Below are 18,719 nucleotides of genomic sequence, written 5' to 3' on the forward strand. Positions count from 1 at the left end.
TGCAAAAATATTCGAAAATTCGTATAATCTATCATATAGATAAAAAAATAACAATTCATTTTTCAGGCAGATGAGCTGAAAGGAGTGGTGCCCTATGAAAACAATCACGATCAGCAGACAGTATGGAAGCGGTGGAAGACACATTGCAGCTTTGCTTTCAGAAAAAATGGGAGTTCCCTGTTACGACAGTAAGCTTTTGCTGAAGGAAGCAGAGAGGCATGGAATCAGCCAGGAAATCATCAATGAATTTAAAGGCAAGACCAGTCTTCTCTATGCAATCGGAGTAATGATGTCGGAAGAATCGCAGGATAAAAAACGCCTGACAATTCCGGAGAAGATGTTTCATGCGCAAAAAGAGACAGTGAAGCGCCTGGCACAGGAAGGTCCATGTATTTTTGTGGGAAGATGTGCAGACCAGATCCTGAAAGATGATAATCAGCTGCTTCGTGTGTATATTTATGCATCTGATATGGAAGACCGTATTAAACGGATCAAGAAAAATAAGCATATTTCTCAGAGAGAGGCACTTGACAGAATTGCATATAAAGATCGTCAGAGAAGAGATTATTATAACTTTTATACAGGACATGAATGGGGCAAAATGGAAAACTATGATATCTGCCTGAATACTTCGGTTTTATCAGAGGAAGAATGTGTGGAACTTCTGATGAAGCTTGCAGAATAGAAATATATTAAATATGACCACAAAAGGATAAGAAAGGACTGCCAGAGTAACATGGCAGTCCTTTCTGTTGGAGTATCCGCTGATTACAGTGTGTGCTTCCTTTTGTGCAATAATATGAAGTAGGAAAAATGTGATTTTTTCATAAGAATGCGTCCGCAGGCAGAAACTTTAAAAACCTGAAAGTCTTAAAATTGTATGAAATCGGCAGAGGCTTAGTTGACAAGTTTTCGATACTCTGCAATAATAGGAAATTGAAAAAATGACATTGTTAAAAAGAAAAAGATATTCCATATAGCAGGAGGGAATATATTATGAAGAAACGTTATTTAATACTGGCAGGTCTGTTAGTAATGACAGTGGCAGCTGCCGGATGTGGTAAGAAAAAGACAACAGAGACAGCACCTGTAGAGGTAACAGCTACTCCGACTCCTGAAGTAACCAAGGCAGTCGATATGGTGGATATGCAGCAGACAGCAGATGAAGACATAAAGAATGTAATGGGGGAGAAAACTTCCACAGCATCTAAGATTGTGTTTGTAAATAATACAGGGGATGACATCCAGTCACTCTATATCCGGACTCATGTGGATGAAGACAGTGAGGATTATGATGCAGACGAGGATGGAGGATGGGGAGATGATCTCATCAATGGAATGTTTACCCTGACAGATAAGGACAAGGCACTGTATTATATGCAGACTGCAAATACACAGACATCAGGTACACAGACATCAGATACACAGACAACATCCAACAAGAGTACAGCTTCCTATGATATCCGTATTGCATATGCTGATGAGGACAAGAATGAATGCTTTTTCCGCGATATTCCGCTTGGAACAATTTCGCAGATTACGTTATGTATGGATGGCACAGATGATGATGCGATCCCATATGCAAAATATCTGACAGGTACATCAACAAAAGAAGTATCCACGCTTGATGCGGTAAAGGAACGTCTTGGCATTACAGATGACAGTGAGTCAGAATCAGATTCCACAGACGACAGTGATAAGAAGTCTGCAGATAATTCTGATTCCACAGATAGTAACAACAGTTCTGATCAGAATAATAACAGTGGCAATGGAACCGGGGGTAATTCAGATGATCCGGGCAATGGGGGAAACTCAGACAATCCGGGTACTAATGATGATCCGGGCAGTAACGATGACCCGGGAAATGGCGGCGATATGATTTCCACAGCAGAACAGTATATCGGTCAGTCTCTGGATGCACTGGAAGGCGCATGCGGTTCTCCACAGGGCAGCAGCTATGAGGATGATCCTGAGACAGGTAAAACAGGATTCCATTATTACAGCAATTTCACAGTTTCTACAACAGTTGATGAAAATGGTAATGAAATTGTTGCCGGAATATGGTAGAATAGAACTACGAATGTAACAGAGGAGGTATTCCGATCCTCTGTTACCTGCGATAAAATTAATTTCAGGAGACAGTTACTATGAAACGTGTATTATTAAAATTAAGCGGTGAAGCCCTTGCCGGTGAGAAGAAGACCGGATTTGACGAGGCGACTGTTATTGAAGTTGCAAAGCAGATCAGGACAATTGCTGAGGAAGGACTGGAAATCGGCATCGTGATCGGCGGAGGTAATTTCTGGAGAGGACGCACCAGTGAGACTATCGACAGGAATAAGGCTGATCAGATTGGTATGCTTGCAACAGTTATGAACTGTATTTATGTATCTGATATCTGCAGATACCTTGGATTAAAGACAGAAATCTTTACACCATTTGTATGCGGTGCATTTACAAGCCTTTACTCTAAGGATGCAGTGGAAGCAAGCTTTGCACAGGGCAAGATCGTATTCTTTGCAGGCGGTACAGGACATCCTTACTTCTCCACAGATACAGCCACTGTACTTCGCGCAGTAGAGATCGAAGCAGAAGCAATCCTTCTTGCAAAAGCTGTTGACGGAATTTATGACAGTGATCCGAAGACAAACCCGAATGCAGTAAAATATGATGAAATTTCCATTGAAGAAGTAGTTGCAAAGAAACTGGCAGCTATGGATCTGACAGCATCGATCATGTGTATGGAACAGAAGATGCCGATGCTGGTATTTGCACTGGATGAAAAAGACAGCATCATTAATGCAGTACATGGCAAATTTGTCGGAACTAAGGTTACTGTATAAGTAAGGCTTATAAGTCAGTTTACAGAGAAAGTGTAATATAAAAACTATGAAAAGAGGGAGACGAACCTAATGGATGAGAGAATTCAGAAATATGAAGAGAAGATGAAAAAGACACTGGCAAGCCTTGAGAGCGAACTGGTTACAATTCGTGCAGGACGTGCGAACCCGCATATCCTTGACAAACTCGCCGTAGATTATTACGGAGCTCCGACACCTCTTCAGCAGGTGGCAAATATCACTGTCCCGGAAGCTCGTATGATCCAGATCCAGCCATGGGAAAGCAGCCTGATCAAAGGAATTGAGAAAGCAATCCTTACCTCTGACCTTGGATTAAATCCAAGCAACGATGGTAAAGTAATCCGCCTTGTATTCCCGGAACTTACAGAGGAACGCCGTAAGGAACTGGTTAAAGATGTCAAGAAAAAAGGCGAAGCAGCCAAAGTAGCAGTCCGCAACATTCGTCGTGATGCAAATGATGCATTTAAGAAACTTGCAAAACAGGATGTATCTGAGGATGAGATCAAAGAACTTGAGGAGAAAATCCAGAAGAGCACAGATAAATATATCAAAGAAGTTGATGCGGCAGTGGATGCAAAGAGCAAAGAAATCATGACCGTATAAGGGAAACGAAAAGGAGAGCTCCATGAATGCGGGCTCTCTTTTTATCTGAATGAGATAATGGACCGGAAACTGTGGTTCATTATGATGAGACAGTAAGGTTAAAGGAATAACAGGATAAGAAAAGGAAACAAGAGTATGAATGTACCAAATCATATTGCCATTATTCTGGATGGTAATGGACGCTGGGCGAAGGCAAAGGGAATGCCCAGAAGCTACGGACATGTGAAGGGCTGTGCAAATCTGGAAACAGTCTGTGACTATATGAAGGAGCTGGGAGTTAAATATGTGACTGTATATGCTTTTTCCACAGAGAACTGGAAACGTTCCAAAGATGAGGTGGACGGTCTGATGAAACTGTTCCGAAGTTATCTGAAAAAATGTATTAAACTGGCAGATAAGAACAAAATGCGTGTCCGGGTGATCGGAGAGGTTTCGGCATTTGATCAGGATATTCAGGAAAGTATTGCACGTCTGGAACAATATTCTCAGAAATATGATGAAATCTATTTCCAAATCGCATTGAACTACGGCAGCAGAGATGAGATCATAAGAGGTATCCGCAAACTTGCTCAGGATGCTGCAGATGGAAAAGTAAAGCCGGAAGAAATTGATGAGCATGTTTTTGACAATTACCTAGATACGGCAGGAATCCCTGATCCGGATCTGATGATCCGCACAAGCGGTGAATTGAGACTTTCCAATTTTCTGTTATGGCAGATGGCTTATACAGAATTTTATTTCACAGATGTGGCATGGCCGGATTTTAATAAAGCAGAGCTGATTAAGGCTATTGAGAAATATAATCAGAGAGACAGAAGATACGGCGGAGTTAAGGAGGAGTAAAGAATGTTTAAGACAAGACTCTTAAGCGGAATCCTGCTTGTGATTATTGCGCTTGCCACTATTATCAGCGGTGATTATGTGCTGTTTTTCACACTTCTTGCGGTTTCTCTCATTGGAATGAGAGAATTGTACAGAGCAATGAAGGTGCAGGATGAGAAGATAAATCTGCTGGCAGTAGCAGGCTATTTAGGCGCAGTATTATATTATCTGGCAGTACTGCTTGATTTTGAGAGGTATGGAGTGCTGGCAATCATTTTCGGACTTGTGCTGCTCATGTTTGTATACGTGTTCACTTATCCAACCTATGAGGCAGGGCAGGTAATGCCTGCACTGTTTGGTATTGTGTATGTGGCAGTTATGTTGTCGTTTATTTATCTTACCAGAGAGCTTCCCGGTGGAAAGTTCCACGTATGGCTGATCTTTCTGTGCTCATGGGGATGTGATACCTGCGCATATTGTGTGGGAATGCTGATAGGTAAACATAAAATGGCACCTGTCCTCAGCCCTAAGAAATCTGTGGAGGGAGCTGTGGGTGGTGTGGCAGGAGCTGCACTTCTTGGTGTGATCTATGCAGCAGCCACTCAGGGACCGATGCTGGAATATGCTGTGATCTGTGCAATCGGAGCGCTGATTTCCATGGTAGGCGATCTGGCTGCATCTGCGATCAAGAGAAATCAGGGGATTAAAGATTATGGAAAATTAATTCCGGGACATGGAGGAATCCTTGACAGATTTGACAGTGTGATCTTCACAGCACCGGTTATTTATTTCCTCTCTCTTGTGATGATTGAGATCTAGAGCGTGTCTGAAAAATCATTCCCGCAATCTGCACGCCCCACTTTGCGGGATATTTCACCCGAATTCAGTTGCCATAGCCCGCTACGGCGCCCTCATCCGGGCAAAATATCCCATAAATTGTGACGCACATCTTGCAGAAAGCCTTTTTCAGACGCGCTCTAACGGAGCATATATTCTTCTGATATACATGTTTACAGTATTTTCTGATATGAGAACTGTCAGGTCAGAAGTAATTTTATAAAATTGTTGTATAAGTATTGAAATGAGGTACAATATGAAAAAAGTAGCAGTCTTAGGTTCTACAGGTTCGATCGGAACACAGACACTGGATGTGATACGTGCAAATGATGACCTGGAAGTAGTTGGTCTTGCAGCAGGCAGCAATGTAGAAATGCTGGAGAAGCAGATACGTGAATTTCATCCCAGACTTGTTGCAGTCTGGAAAGAAGAGGCAGCCAGAGATCTGGCAGTACGTGTGCAGGATCTGGATGTAAAAATCGTAAGCCAGATGGGTGGTCTTATCGAACTTGCCAGAATGGAAGAATCAGACATTCTGGTGACCGCTATCGTAGGAATGATAGGAATCAGACCAACTATGGAAGCAATCCTTGCAGGTAAGGATATTGCTCTGGCAAATAAGGAAACACTGGTAACAGCCGGACATCTGATCATGCCGTTGGCAAAGCAGTTCGGTGTGCAGATCCTGCCTGTAGACAGCGAGCACAGTGCTATTTTCCAGGCACTTCATGGAGAGAAAAGAGAGCAGATACATAAACTGCTCATCACTGCATCCGGCGGTCCTTTCCGCGGAAAGAAAATAGCAGATCTGGAGAAGGTGACTCTGGAGGATACGCTGAAGCATCCGAACTGGGTAATGGGACAGAAGATTACAGTGGATTCTGCAACTTTGGTAAATAAAGGTCTGGAAGTTATGGAAGCCAGATGGCTTTTTGATGTAGATCTGGATCATATTCAGGTTGTGGTTCAGCCGCAGAGTATTATCCACTCTATGGTGGAATTCGAGGACGGTGCAGTGATGGCACAGCTTGGAACACCGGATATGAGACTTCCGATACAGTATGCATTATGCTACCCGGACAGAAGATTTTTAAAAGGCGACAGACTGGATTTTCATATGTTGAAGCAGATCACCTTTGAGGAGCCGGACAGGAAAACTTTTAAAGGTCTTCCAATGGCGGTGGAAGCGGCAAGGGCAGGCGGCAGTATGCCAACCGTTTTTAATGCTGCAAATGAGCTGGCAGTCCGCAAATTCCTTCAGAAAAAAATCAGCTTTCTGGATATTTACGAGATTATCGGGCAGTCTATGAGCAGACATACAGCAGTAAAGGATCCGGACCTGGATCAGATTCTGGAGATTGAGAAAGAAACTTATCGTTGGATTGAAAGCAGGTGGTAGATTGAAAATTATTATTGCAATTGTCATATTCAGTGCAATCATTCTCTTTCATGAGCTGGGACATTTTCTTTTTGCAAAGCTGAATAAGATCGTGGTCACAGAATTCTCTTTGGGAATGGGACCAAGACTTTACAGTTTTGAGAAAGGAGATACCAGATATTCACTGAAACTTCTTCCTATCGGTGGCTCCTGTGCCATGCTGGGGGAGGATACGGACATAGAGAATGAACCAGGAACTTTTAACAGTGCGTCTGTGTGGGGCAGGATTTCTGTAGTTGCCGCAGGACCGGTATTTAACTTTATCATGGCATTTGTATTGTCTGTGATCATTGTAGGTGCTGTAGGATATGAACCATCCAGAGTTCTTTCCGTAAAGGAAGGTTCTGCGGCTGAGGCGGCAGGACTGAAAGAGGGAGATATTATTACCGGTTATCAGGGATATCACATTGATCTGGGAAAAGATCTCTATGTATATTCCTATCTGAACCAGCTGAAAGAGGGAGATACCATTAACCTGACTGTTAAGCGTGATGGAAAGAAGATGGACATTTCCTATAAGTCGGATACAAATGTGAGATACCTTCTGGGCTGCAATTTCAACGGGGATGATACTTCTGCCATGACAGTGGAATCTGTAATGGATGGAATGCCGTTGCAGGAAGCAGGGATTCAGCAGGGAGATGTGATCACATCCATTAATGGAGTGAAGATTACAAATGCAGCAGATTACCAGAAATATATTCAGGAGAATCCGCTGACAGAAAAGTCTGTAAAGATTACCTATTCCAGGGACGGACAGGAATATGATATTACGGTTACACCAAAAGAATACCGTACGGCAGAATCAGGATTTACCTACAATATGTATTCTGAAAAAGCAAAAGGGCTGAATGTAGTCAAATATGGTGCCGTAGAAGTAAAATATATGGTACGTACAACGATTCTCAGCCTGAAAGAGCTGGTCAGCGGAAAGCTTGGAATGAAAGATCTGAGTGGTCCGGTCGGAATTGTGGATGCAATCGGAACTACGTATGAGGAAAGCAAAAGCGAAGGAACCATGATCCTGTGGATGAATATGCTTAATCTGGCAGTTCTGCTCTCTGCAAACCTTGGAGTTATGAACCTCCTTCCGTTTCCGGCACTGGACGGTGGACGGCTGGTATTCCTTGTCATAGAGGCAATCCGCAGAAAACCGATTAACAGACAGGTGGAGGGCGGCATCCATTTCGCAGGGCTGATGCTGTTGATGGCGCTGATGGTATTTGTTATGTATAATGATATTGTTAAGCTGATCTGATCATCTGGCATACCAGTGTGGGTTTGAAAAAATCTCCCATAAAATGTGACGTATATCTTGTGTAAAGCATTTTTTAAACACACTTTAGAACCAATGTAATGTATATGATTAAAAAGACAGATATCTTGAAAGAAAATAGAGAGTCTGTCTTTTTTTGACGAAAATTTGACGATTTATCTGGATTTTCACAGTTCGATTTGATATATTAAAATTGTCCTGAAGGTTTAAGCGACAGATATATGTATTACACAAATCTGTTACAGAGGATTAACAGTGAAAGTATTTTGAACGCAGTTTCGGGAAAGTGTGTGTATAATGTAACCCAACAAAAGACAAACAGAAAAATGTGGGGTGAAAGGAGATGTTTATGAGAAAGAAAAATGAAATCACTGAGTATGTAGCTGCTGCTCTTATATTTGTGTGTGCGGTAGCAGTAAGTCTGGGCATATTTCTGGTATGCACGCAGAATTCTATTGAGCGTAACTCGCAGAAAGTAATTAAGACGAATGTTTCCAGACAGAGTGAACATATTAAAGCAATTTTGGATATTCATTATGGATATCTGAGGGGTATAGCAAAAGAGATTGGAAAATCCGAAGAACTTGTGTCGGATGAAAATATGGAAATGTTAATATCGCTTGAAGAGGAAACTGCTTTAGAGCGTACAGCACTGATTGAAGCAGATGGTACGGCTCATTATGATAACGGAGCAGAGAAGAATGTATCTTTGAGGAGATATTTTAAGGAAGGAATGGAGGGAAAAGAAACACTAAGCGATCCACTGGAGAGCAGCGTAGATAAAGAAACCCGTGTAATTCTGGGCGTACCGGTCTGGAAAAACGGAAAAGTGATAGGAGTTCTGGGTGGTTCTTATAACGTAACTGCATTAAGCCGTATGCTGTTTAACGATTTCTTTGAAGATGTAGGATATACACTGATTACTACCAGTGATGGTGAGATTATTGCGTATGATGGTGATTTTGCCTATCATGAGATTGAATATGGCGATAACTTCTTTGAATTTTATGATGATCAGACACTTATTTTTGATTCGTCCCTGACAGAAGTGAAAAAAGATTTTACAGTGGGTGCCGATGGACTGATGAAAATAAGAATTGGAAATGATTATAATTCAGACCGTTATCTGGCCTATACAGATATGGGATTGAATGACTGGATGATTTGTTATGTTATCCCTGTTTCTGAAGCGCAGAAATCTTATAACTTTGTACGAAAATATGAACTGATTTTTACAATCGGGTTTTGTGTTATGGTAAGCATGTTGTTCCTTTGGGGATTTGTTAAGAACAGATCAAAGAATAAACAGCTTATTCAGGCAGCCGAGACAGATGCATTGACCAGCGCGTACAATAAGAGAAGTACAGAAGAACGGATCCATAATGTTCTGCAGGAACACCCGCAGGAACCGGGAACTTTTGTGATCATGGATGTGGATCATTTTAAGGAAGTAAATGATATATATGGACACATTACAGGGGACAAAGTCCTGCACAAATTTGGTGAAGTGCTTCATGAGCATTTTCGTGAAGGAGACATTGTCGGCAGGATCGGTGGTGATGAATTTGTAGTATTTATGAGAAAAACGGACAGCAGAGAAGTGGCTGTTTCCAGAATCGAAAGTCTGATAAAAAAAGTTAAAGAATTAACATTTCCGGAAATGAATGGAAAGAATATTACCATTAGTGCCGGAATGGCATTTGCTCCGGAACATGGAACAGGATATCTTGATCTGTATAAAAATGCAGATACTGCACTATATAAGACAAAACAGAATGGCAGAGATGGGTATAATATTTATGAAGAAGAAAAAAGATAAAGATAAAGGAGAGAGAAAAAGGTTATGCCTATTGGAATAATTATCAATGCATTATCCATAGTTATCGGCGGAATCCTGGGGACTCTTGTGGGGCACAAATTAAGTCCGAAATTCAAAGAGGATATTACTCTTGTATTCGGGGTATGCTCTATGGGAATGGGAATCAGCACCATCGGTCTGATGGAAAATATGCCGGCGGTTATTTTTTCTGTTGTGATCGGTACGGGAATCGGACTTGCGATTCATCTTGGAGAAAGGATCAATGCCGGTGCCGGTGTTATGCAGCGTGTGATCGGCAAATTTATCAAGAATTCAAATTCAGAGCTTTCTGAGGATGAGTTTATGAATACACTGGTGACGATCATCGTATTATTCTGTGCAAGCGGAACAGGGATCTATGGCTCTATCGTATCCGGAATGAGCGGGGATCATTCAGTGCTGATCTCCAAATCTATTCTGGATTTATTTACAGCAGCTATTTTTGCCTGCAGCCTGGGAATGGTAGTGTGTATGATCGCCATTCCGCAGGTGATTATTTTCCTGATCCTGTTCTTTGCAGCAACGGCGATTTTTCCGTTGACTACGCCGGGCATGATCAATGACTTTAAAGCCTGTGGCGGGTTTCTGATGCTTGCAACCGGTTTTCGTATGGTGAAGCTGAAGAACTTCCCAACTGCGGACATGATACCGGCGATGGTGCTGATCATGCCTATGTCATGGTTCTGGGTGACTTACGTACTGCCGTTAGTATCATAAGTTAAGCTGGCAGATTTTCATTTCTGAGTTCAGAAACGGAGATCTGCTTCTTTTTAGGTCAATTACAATCAAAGTTATAGATGACTGTAATGGCGCTTATAAAAAACTAACCAATAGTTAATAGAAAATTTCTTCCTGATATTGTATTGTAAATATATAATAAATCTGAAAAAAATATCAGGTGTATCAAAAGTATTTCCTGATATTTGCCTGAAACTATAATGGCACATCAAGAGAGGAGGAGATTTTTATGAGTATGAAAAATCGATTTGCAGGAAAATGTAGAAGTTATCTGGTATTTTTTCTTCTGGCGGCAGTTGCAGCACTTTTATTTTTCCCAAAGGTAGCATCGGCTGCTGCCAAGCCAACTGCCAAACAGCTTAAAGTAACCTACAGAGGATTCGAATATGACAATGATACAGCAAAGTTATATCTGAAGCTGAGTCTGAAAAATACTTCGAGTTACACGATTACAAAAGTGAAGATGGGATATGAGATACCTATTATGGAGGATGGAACCATAACCCAGACCTTCAGTGTAACGATTAATCCCGGAAAGACAGTGAATAAGACGGTTTATATTGGAAAAATGACTCAGCAGCCATATAAAGCGCCGAAGGTAAAATGCTTATCGTTCTGGTATAAGTCAGCGACACCTAAGCTAAACCAGCTCAAAGTCAGCTACAAGGGATATGAGTACAATCCGAACACAGGAGAGCTGTATATAACTGCCCGTATGCAGAACACTTCCAGTTATACGATTACAAAGGTAACGATGTATTTTGAGATACCACTGGATGAAACTGCAACACCGACCAAAACCTACAATGTAAATATTCCGGCCGGAAAGATAAAAAATTACAGGTTCAAAATTGGAATGATGACAGATGCTCCGGATGGAAAGGTACTGGTGAAATGTAAGAAATTCTGGTATAAGAAATAACAAATGAAATTGTGATATCAGACAGGCAGCCATTGTGAGATACTCTAAACAGTACCGCAATGGCTGCTGTTTTGTTATGCTTAGGAAATTACGTCGGAATTGTTATAATTAGGTATATTTTAGCATAAATAATTCCTGTCTGAAATAAAAATTGCTGTTATTATTTCTGGCTTAGTCGGGCTCGAAGTGGCAGTAACTCCTGCTTTACGTTACAAATGTTTCATGTTATCATTATCTAAAATCAGGGAAGCTGTTTTTCGGGGAATTTTTTAACCGAATGCGGATTGCGAATATCCGTTTGACTTGCAAAATCTGGTAATGAAGGAGGATGAAAAATATGCGGAACAGAAAGAAACTGCCAATTGGAATAGATAGTTTTGAAAAAATAATCCGGCATAATTTTTACTATGTGGATAAAACAGAAATGATAACAGAACTTCTTCATAACTGGGGAGAAGTGAATCTGTTTACACGTCCTCGCCGTTTTGGAAAATCTCTGAATATGAATATGCTGCAGTCATTTCTGGAAATCGGATGTGATAAATCGCTGTTTAATGGACTGAAGGTATCCCGTGAAAAAGAACTGTGTGAAGAATATATGGGAAAGTTTCCGGTAATTTCGCTTACATTGAAGAATGTGGAGGGATTAAATTTTGAGTCAGCCCGGAAATCGCTGAAGAATACTCTGGGAATGGAGGCGTGGAGACTTAGTGCTCTGGCAGAGAGCAGCCGCCTTACAGAGGAAGAAAAAAACTCTTATAAAGCATTGACTGTCGTTGATGATCATGGCGATTTCAAAATGTCTGATGCCACAATGGAGAAGGCGCTGCTTATATTAACTGTATTACTGGAGAAACATTATGGAAAAAAAGCGGTTCTTTTGATTGATGAGTATGATGTGCCATTAGATAAAGCGTTCCAGTATGGATATTATGACGAGATGGTATCTTTGATCAGAAACATGTTTGGAAATGTTTTGAAGACAAATTCGAGCCTGTTTTTTGCAGTACTTACGGGATGCCTGAGAATTGCGAAGGAAAGCATTTTTACAGGATTAAACAATTTTAATGTTTTTTCGATTACGAGTGTACAGTTTGATGAGTTCTTTGGATTTACAGATGATGAGGTCGCAGAAATGCTGAAATATTTTGGGCTTTCTGACTACCATGAAACAATCAGGGAATGGTATGATGGTTATCAGTTTGGAAAGAAAGCAGTGTATTGTCCTTGGGACGTGATCAGTTATTGCAGAAATTTATGTGCAGATCCTGATGCGATACCAGAAGATTTCTGGTCTAATACCAGCAGCAACAGCATTGTGAGTCGTTTTATAGATAAAGCGAATAAACAGACGAGAGATGAAATCGAAAACCTGATTTCGGGAGAAACGGTTATAAAAGAAATAAAACAGGAACTGACATATAATGAATTGGATAAATCCATTGAGAATCTTTGGAGTATACTTTTTACAACAGGGTATTTAACACAACGTGAAAGAATAGACAGCAGAAAGTTACGTCTGGCAATTCCTAACAGAGAAATTAAAGAATTGTTTGAACTTCAGATCAGGGAATGGTTTCAGGAAAAGTCATCTGAGGATGTAAAGAAGCTTGATAAATTATGCATGGCTTTTCCAGATGGAGATGCAGAAACGATAGAAGATTTGTTTAACGACTATTTATGGAATACAATCAGTATTCGGGATACGGCAGTTAAGGGAAGAAAAGAAAATTTTTATCATGGAGTTTTGCTGGGGCTGCTAAGTCATATGGAGAACTGGGCTGTCTGGTCGAATATAGAATCTGGTGAAGGTTATTGTGATATTTTACTGGAAGTTCCGGAGAATCGTGTCGGAGTGGTGATCGAGATGAAATATGCTCAGGAAGACAGAATGGAGGCAGCTTGTACAGAAGCTCTGAAACAGATTGAACAACGTCAGTATGCTGCAAGGTTAAAGAGTGACGGGATGAAGAATATTGTAAATTATGGCATTGCCTGTTATCGGAAACATTGTAAAGTTAAGATTGGGAAAGAAAATTCTTAATCTAAGAAGATATCTTAATAAGAAAACAGCTCTGCTGTTCTGAAATTACAGCTCCTCTCAGTGATTATTATTTGTGATACTGAGGGGAACTTTTTATATCATAGAAGATTATTCTGCAATGTTTCTGTGATGTAACAGTCTTTTGGACAGGATTCTTTCTTACGTATTCTTTGTTGGAATAATCCATGTGAAAAGAAGAATTGCGAAGGAAATAGGAAACGAACGGGTATAATTTGTGCAAATTGTTGGAAAATTTTTTAAACATACTTTAATATGAACGGAAAAGTCAGGAAAGGAAGAAAAATGAGAAAGAGACTTATCATCGGTATGAGTGGGGCTTCCGGAGCGCCCCTTACAATAGAATTGCTGAAACAACTGCAGCAGTATAAAGAAATAATAGAGATACATCTGATCGTGACAAAAGGTGCGGAAATGACGCTGGAACAGGAGACAGATTATACATTGGAACAGCTATATGCTCTTGCGGACGAGGTACATGATTGAAACAATCTCAAACCCCCAGCAGAGCTGGTGGTACTGACTTCGGGAGATAATTATTATTGTGTAAATAATGAGAATGGAAAAGTATATTATTGGAGTTCAAGCGAAGATAGCTATTATTATATTGCTGAATCGATAGATGAATTTGCTTCTTTTTTTAGGTGATATCTGTTGTAAGGGTAATAAAACGGCTGCCAATCCGGTAAATATGTGAGATAACATATCAGTAGGTGAGGCAGCCATTTTACGTATATTTTTGCTACAACCCTAACGCAACTCAGCAATCCTGCTGACTGCCACGTAGATCTCCTGAATTTTGTACCAGGTTGGATAGTCTACGATTCCTGTCTGGTCCAGACCGAAAATGCTCTGGAAAATCCTGACGGAATTTTGGGTCTCAGGTCCGTAAATTCCATCTGCGGTGACAACAGGGACAGCTGGATAAGCTTCTGCGATTGTGTTTAACTGTTCCTGAATCTGTCTTACCTTATTTCCAGATGCACCGATATCCAGATCATATCCTGGCCAGGAGGCGGGGATGCCGGAGATTGCTTCCGCCACATTGATATACATATCATTTCCGTAAAAAGTCCGTAGGATTTCAATGGCAGAGTATCCCTGATCGCCCAGTGCCTTGCTTCCCCATTGTGTCATCCAGCCTCTGTTTCGGCATTGTACCTGTTTGCCGTCACAGTACTGAGTAAGGATTGGCTGACGTACATTTGGTCTGGAAAGATAATTCTCAAACAGTTCATCTACAATGCGGTCAATGCTGGCAAAGATATTCCTGCCATAGATCCATTTGTGATCATAGGCAGTGGAGGAAGTGATTGTAAAGTCATAACCTTTGTTCCGGTACCATTCCGTATAAACCCTGTTCAGAGTAAAAGACATGATAGCCAGAATATTTGCCCGGATGGTGTCGTCGGGCCAGGTGGCATAGATTTCGCTGCTGGCTACATTTTTGATGTAATCTTTGTAGCGTACATAATAATTGCCTGCAGCGGAATCGTTGACAGGTCCGTCGTGTACCACTATATATTCAGGGATAACGACTTTGCTTAATACAATTTCACCGTTTTCATTTATTGGTTTTATCTCGGCTTCTTCGATTTTGGGAGGATATTCATAGAACAACGTATGCGGAGGAATTACAATTCTCTGGAAAGTTTCGCCGGATTCCATGACATTCAGCGTTGTTGGCTGTCTGGATAAAGTATCTGCTAATACCTGGCTTCCTGCGATTTCTTTTGGTTCAAATCCTTCTGCTTCGATCTGAATGGTATATTCTGAGTAGGGCTGTTGTTCAACCGGTTCCATACTGTATTCCAGAGGTGGAGCCTTAAGTTCGATAACAGGAGTGCGTCCGGAGGAATCTGTTGCCACTTCTTCAATGGTACTGTCGGGTGCTCCTGTGTAGGAGATTCTGACGCGTGCGTTTTCTATGGGACGATTGTTCAGCCGGTCTGATACGGTAACCTGATATTGTCCTGTATCTATATTTTCCTGCTGCATCTGCATATGATAAAAAGCCATACAAGCTCCTGTAGATAATGCTTTCCTGATAAATTATGCAGGGGACCGGAAAATGGTTACCTGAGAAAAGAATTATTGTAGAAAAAAGAATAAAAAAATAAGGCACCATGACTTCTCATAGTTCCTCATTCTTTAAATGCGGAAGATGGGACTTGAACCCACACGAGCGCAATGCTCACAAGATCCTTAGTCTTGCTCGTCTGCCAGTTCCGACACTTCCGCATATCGCATTTCTCTGGGATTCTTTTGCTCTCCCTCGCGACAAGTGATACTATATCAAATGTAAAAGCTAATGTCAACACCTTTTTGAAAAAAATATAAAAAAATTTCAATTTTTTTTTGAAAAAAAGAGGAATTTGAAATTTTATGTAGAATATAATTAATAAGAGGTATTTTGTCAGCTTGTGGAGGTATCGCTTATGAATATCAGAGAAAGCATGGAACAGCGTGAACAAAAGATGCTCAGTCCTTATGCTGCTTTGAGTCTTTGTTCCAGAGGCAGAGAGCGGCAGGAGGAAGAATGCGATGTACGGACTGTCTATCAGAGAGACAGGGACAGGATCCTTCATAGTAAAGCTTTTCGCAGGATGAAGGATAAGACACAGGTTTTTGTGGCGCCCCAGGGTGACCATTACAGGACCAGACTGACACATACTCTTGAGGTATCACAGATTGCCAGAACAATAGCGAAGGCACTGAGACTGAATGAAGATCTTGTAGAAGCGATCGCACTTGGACATGACCTGGGACATACTCCCTTTGGACATGCAGGTGAGAGGGCTCTTGATGCAGTGAATCCAGATGGTTTTGCCCACTATAAACAGAGCGTCAGGGTTGCACAGGTACTGGAGAAGAACGGCGAAGGGTTGAATCTCACATGGGAGGTCCGGGATGGTATCCTGAATCACAGAACCAGTGGGAATCCGTCTACTCTCGAAGGAAAGGTAGTAAGACTTTCGGACAAGATCGCCTATATTCATCATGATATGGATGATGCACAGCGGGCGGGGATTATTTCTGAGGATGATATTCCGGTCACGCTTCGGATGCTGCTCGGTTATACAACCAGAGAGCGGCTCAATACATTTGTTCATGATGTGATAGAGAACAGTCTTGAGCAGGATACCATAAAGATGTCAGCAGAGATCTACGAGGCAATGATGGATCTGCGGGCTCTCATGTTTCAGAATGTATATGAGAATCCGGCAGCCCATAAGGAAGAGGAAAAGGTAGTGAAGATGCTGACGGAGTTATATGAATATTATGTCGAATACCCGGAAGCAATGTCAAAAGAATACAGGGAGCTGATCGTGCGTGGAGAGAAGAAGGAACAGGCAGTATGTGACTATCTCTCAGGAATGACAGACCAGTATTCTATAAGGAAATTCCGGGAGATTTACATACCAAAAGCATGGGAAGTCTATTAATCATCAAGAAGGAGGACGAAGCATGCGTTATTCAGACGATATCATTGAAGAAGTCAGGATGAAGAATGATATTGTAGATGTTGTATCCCAGTATGTGAAGCTGAACAAAAGAGGAAGTACCTATTTTGGACTTTGTCCGTTTCATAATGAGAAAACGCCCTCTTTTTCGGTAACACCGGCGAAGCAGATGTATTACTGCTTCGGATGCGGAGCAGGCGGGAATGTATTTAATTTTGTGATGGAATATGAGAATTATACCTTTGGGGAGGCACTGAAGCATCTGGCAGACAGGGCAGGGGTGCAGCTTCCGAAGATTGAATATTCCGGAGAAGCAAAGAAGAAAGCAGAACGTCGAGCTGCCCTTCTGGAGATCAATAAGCTTGCAGCAGGATATTTCTATTATCAGCTGCGTCGTGAGAGTGGCAGACAGGCACATGAATATCTGACAGGCAGAGGACTCAGTGAGGAGACGATCAGGAAGTTTGGCCTGGGATATTCGGATAAGTACAGTGACGATCTGTACAAATATCTGAAGTCAAAGAATTACAGTGACGAACTGCTGCGGGATTCCGGCCTGTTCAATGTGGATGAACGCAGGGGAATGTATGACAAGTTCTGGAACAGGGTTATTTTCCCGATCATGGATGTGAATAACCGCGTGATCGGATTTGGAGGCAGAGTGATGGGTGACGGAAAGCCGAAGTACCTGAACTCGCCGGAGACTACGATCTTTGATAAAAGCCGGAATCTGTACGGGCTGAATGTTGCAAGAACCACGAGAAAAAATTATCTGATCCTGTGTGAAGGATATATGGATGTGATATCCATGCATCAGGCAGGGTTTACCAATGCGGTGGCATCGCTGGGAACGGCACTTACTTCCGGACATGCAAGTCTGCTGAAGCGTTACACTCAGGAGGTATTGCTTCTGTATGACAGTGATGATGCAGGCGTGAGGGCTGCCCTTCGTGCCATTCCGATCCTGAGGGAAGCAGGTGTTTCTTCGAGAGTGGTAAATCTTAAGCCGCATAAAGATCCGGATGAATTTATCAAGGCACTTGGAGCGGAAGAGTTTGAGAAACGTCTGGAGCAGGCTATGGACAGCTTTATGTTCCGCATACATATGGCAGAGCGGGAATTTCCAATGGAGGAACCCCAGGGACAGAACCGTTTCTTTGAGCGGTGTGCGCAGATGCTTCTGGAGCTTTCCGATGAACTGGAGAGAAATCTTTATATAGAAGCAATCGTAAAGGATTACAGAAGCAGTGGGATCAGTGTGGAGAATCTGAAAAAGAGAGTCGGAGCTCTTGCGATGAAGGGAACTCCGGCAGAGCAGAGAATTCAGCCTAAACCTGTGGGAGCAGGTCAGCAAAAGAAGAAGGAGAGTGCAGCAGAGAAAGCACAGAAGCTGATGCTTACCTGGCTGGTAACTTATCCGGGCATATTTGACACAGTGGAAAAATATATCCAGCCTTCAGATTTCGTGGTTCCTCTGTACAGGCAGGTGGCAGAGATGCTTTACCAGCAGCACAGGGATGGCGATGTGAATCCTGCAAGGCTGATGAATGCTTTCATTGACAGTGAAGAGCAGAGAGAGGTTTCATCTCTTTTTAATGCAACGATCCATCTGGAGACTCCGGAGGAACAGAACCGGGCTTTTTCGGATGCTGTGATCAGGATTAAGGATGAGAGTCTGAAAGAGAGAAACAGAACCTGGGATCCCACAGATATACAGGGACTGCAGGAACTTGTAAAAGCAAAGAAAGAACTGGAAGAGCTTGGAAGAAAGCGGCAGCAGCTGCATATTTCTTTTGAATAAGGATAAAATATAAACACTATATGGAGGTATAGAGCAC

Annotated in this window: 17 protein-coding genes, 1 tRNA gene and 2 pseudogenes; 17 read left to right on the top strand and 3 right to left on the bottom strand. The window is 41.8% G+C overall.

Translation table 11 applies throughout. From position 1 onward, the window contains the following. Positions 1-94: 94 nt before the first annotated feature. From NQ550_RS06245 to NQ550_RS06270, 6 genes are all read left to right on the top strand, one after another. The gene (locus tag NQ550_RS06245; RefSeq protein ID WP_025580323.1) at positions 95-685 is read left to right on the top strand and encodes a cytidylate kinase-like family protein; all 591 of its coding nucleotides are present in this window, start codon (positions 95-97) and stop codon (positions 683-685) included. A 311-nt stretch (positions 686-996) separates the two neighbouring features. Beyond that, the gene (locus NQ550_RS06250) at positions 997-2,067 is read left to right on the top strand and encodes a hypothetical protein (RefSeq protein ID WP_025580324.1); all 1,071 of its coding nucleotides are present in this window, start codon (positions 997-999) and stop codon (positions 2,065-2,067) included. Positions 2,068-2,147: 80 nt separating this feature from the next. Beyond that, on the top strand, positions 2,148-2,843 hold the full coding sequence (gene pyrH, locus NQ550_RS06255; protein ID WP_008707658.1) for a UMP kinase: 696 nt from the start codon (positions 2,148-2,150) through the stop codon (positions 2,841-2,843). Positions 2,844-2,912: 69 nt separating this feature from the next. After that, positions 2,913-3,464 (top strand): ribosome recycling factor, encoded by a 552-nt coding sequence (gene frr, locus NQ550_RS06260; protein ID WP_008707656.1) that lies wholly within the window; start codon positions 2,913-2,915, stop codon positions 3,462-3,464. A gap of 135 nt (positions 3,465-3,599) precedes the next feature. Then, positions 3,600-4,307 carry an isoprenyl transferase gene (locus NQ550_RS06265; RefSeq protein WP_008707655.1) on the top strand — a complete coding sequence of 236 codons (708 nt, stop codon included), beginning with the start codon at positions 3,600-3,602 and terminating at the stop codon, positions 4,305-4,307. Between the two features lie 3 nt (positions 4,308-4,310). Then, complete coding sequence (locus tag NQ550_RS06270) at positions 4,311-5,105, top strand: phosphatidate cytidylyltransferase (protein ID WP_025580326.1); 795 nt, start codon at positions 4,311-4,313, stop codon at positions 5,103-5,105. Here NQ550_RS06270 and NQ550_RS22460 read toward each other — a convergent pair. Beyond that, positions 5,068-5,235, bottom strand: a pseudogene (locus tag NQ550_RS22460) (DUF6783 domain-containing protein). The gene NQ550_RS06270 and the pseudogene NQ550_RS22460 sit on opposite strands and share 38 nt — an antisense overlap. On the opposite strand from NQ550_RS22460, the pseudogene NQ550_RS22465 reads away from it, so the two are divergent. The 9 genes and pseudogenes from NQ550_RS22465 to NQ550_RS22470 all read left to right on the top strand — a co-directional run. Further along, positions 5,173-5,346 (top strand): annotated as a pseudogene (locus tag NQ550_RS22465) (DUF6783 domain-containing protein); the annotation flags it as partial. The pseudogenes NQ550_RS22460 and NQ550_RS22465 overlap by 63 nt on opposite strands. A 33-nt stretch (positions 5,347-5,379) precedes the next feature. Continuing rightward, positions 5,380-6,522, top strand: a complete 1,143-nt coding sequence (gene dxr, locus NQ550_RS06275; protein WP_025580328.1) for a 1-deoxy-D-xylulose-5-phosphate reductoisomerase — start codon at positions 5,380-5,382, stop codon at positions 6,520-6,522. Continuing rightward, positions 6,482-7,819, top strand: coding sequence for an RIP metalloprotease RseP (rseP, locus tag NQ550_RS06280; RefSeq protein WP_242832775.1), 1,338 nt, complete (start codon positions 6,482-6,484; stop codon positions 7,817-7,819). The genes dxr and rseP overlap by 41 nt, the downstream gene beginning before the upstream one ends. A gap of 367 nt (positions 7,820-8,186) precedes the next feature. Continuing rightward, positions 8,187-9,656 carry a sensor domain-containing diguanylate cyclase gene (locus tag NQ550_RS06285; protein WP_025580329.1) on the top strand — a complete coding sequence of 490 codons (1,470 nt, stop codon included), beginning with the start codon at positions 8,187-8,189 and terminating at the stop codon, positions 9,654-9,656. Between the two features lie 24 nt (positions 9,657-9,680). Then, positions 9,681-10,412, top strand: coding sequence for a DUF554 domain-containing protein (locus NQ550_RS06290; RefSeq protein ID WP_025580331.1), 732 nt, complete (start codon positions 9,681-9,683; stop codon positions 10,410-10,412). A 250-nt stretch (positions 10,413-10,662) separates the two neighbouring features. Next, complete coding sequence (locus NQ550_RS06295; RefSeq protein ID WP_025580332.1) at positions 10,663-11,355, top strand: hypothetical protein; 693 nt, start codon at positions 10,663-10,665, stop codon at positions 11,353-11,355. A 337-nt stretch (positions 11,356-11,692) separates the two neighbouring features. Continuing rightward, a complete protein-coding gene (locus NQ550_RS06300) occupies positions 11,693-13,399 on the top strand; it encodes an AAA family ATPase (protein WP_022380716.1) in 1,707 nt (568 codons plus the stop codon). 303 nt (positions 13,400-13,702) lie between these two features. Next, positions 13,703-13,903, top strand: coding sequence for a flavoprotein (locus NQ550_RS06305; protein WP_025580334.1), 201 nt, complete (start codon positions 13,703-13,705; stop codon positions 13,901-13,903). 27 nt (positions 13,904-13,930) lie between these two features. Further along, positions 13,931-14,065 carry an SMI1/KNR4 family protein gene (locus NQ550_RS22470; protein WP_226824586.1) on the top strand — a complete coding sequence of 45 codons (135 nt, stop codon included), beginning with the start codon at positions 13,931-13,933 and terminating at the stop codon, positions 14,063-14,065. A gap of 102 nt (positions 14,066-14,167) precedes the next feature. Here the strand turns inward: NQ550_RS22470 and NQ550_RS06315 are convergent, their stop codons facing one another. Further along, complete coding sequence (locus NQ550_RS06315) at positions 14,168-15,436, bottom strand: peptidoglycan-binding protein (protein ID WP_025580335.1); 1,269 nt, start codon at positions 15,434-15,436, stop codon at positions 14,168-14,170. Between the two features lie 137 nt (positions 15,437-15,573). Further along, a tRNA-Leu gene (locus NQ550_RS06320) sits at positions 15,574-15,658 on the bottom strand. Positions 15,659-15,855: 197 nt separating this feature from the next. On the opposite strand from NQ550_RS06320, the gene NQ550_RS06325 reads away from it, so the two are divergent. Then, the gene (locus NQ550_RS06325) at positions 15,856-16,863 is read left to right on the top strand and encodes a deoxyguanosinetriphosphate triphosphohydrolase (RefSeq protein WP_022380713.1); all 1,008 of its coding nucleotides are present in this window, start codon (positions 15,856-15,858) and stop codon (positions 16,861-16,863) included. Between the two features lie 22 nt (positions 16,864-16,885). Next, on the top strand, positions 16,886-18,682 hold the full coding sequence (dnaG, locus tag NQ550_RS06330) for a DNA primase (RefSeq protein ID WP_022380712.1): 1,797 nt from the start codon (positions 16,886-16,888) through the stop codon (positions 18,680-18,682). The last annotated feature ends 37 nt before the right edge of the window (positions 18,683-18,719 follow it).

This window comes from Blautia wexlerae DSM 19850 (assembly GCF_025148125.1).
In the GTDB taxonomy this organism is placed as follows: domain Bacteria; phylum Bacillota; class Clostridia; order Lachnospirales; family Lachnospiraceae; genus Blautia_A; species Blautia_A wexlerae.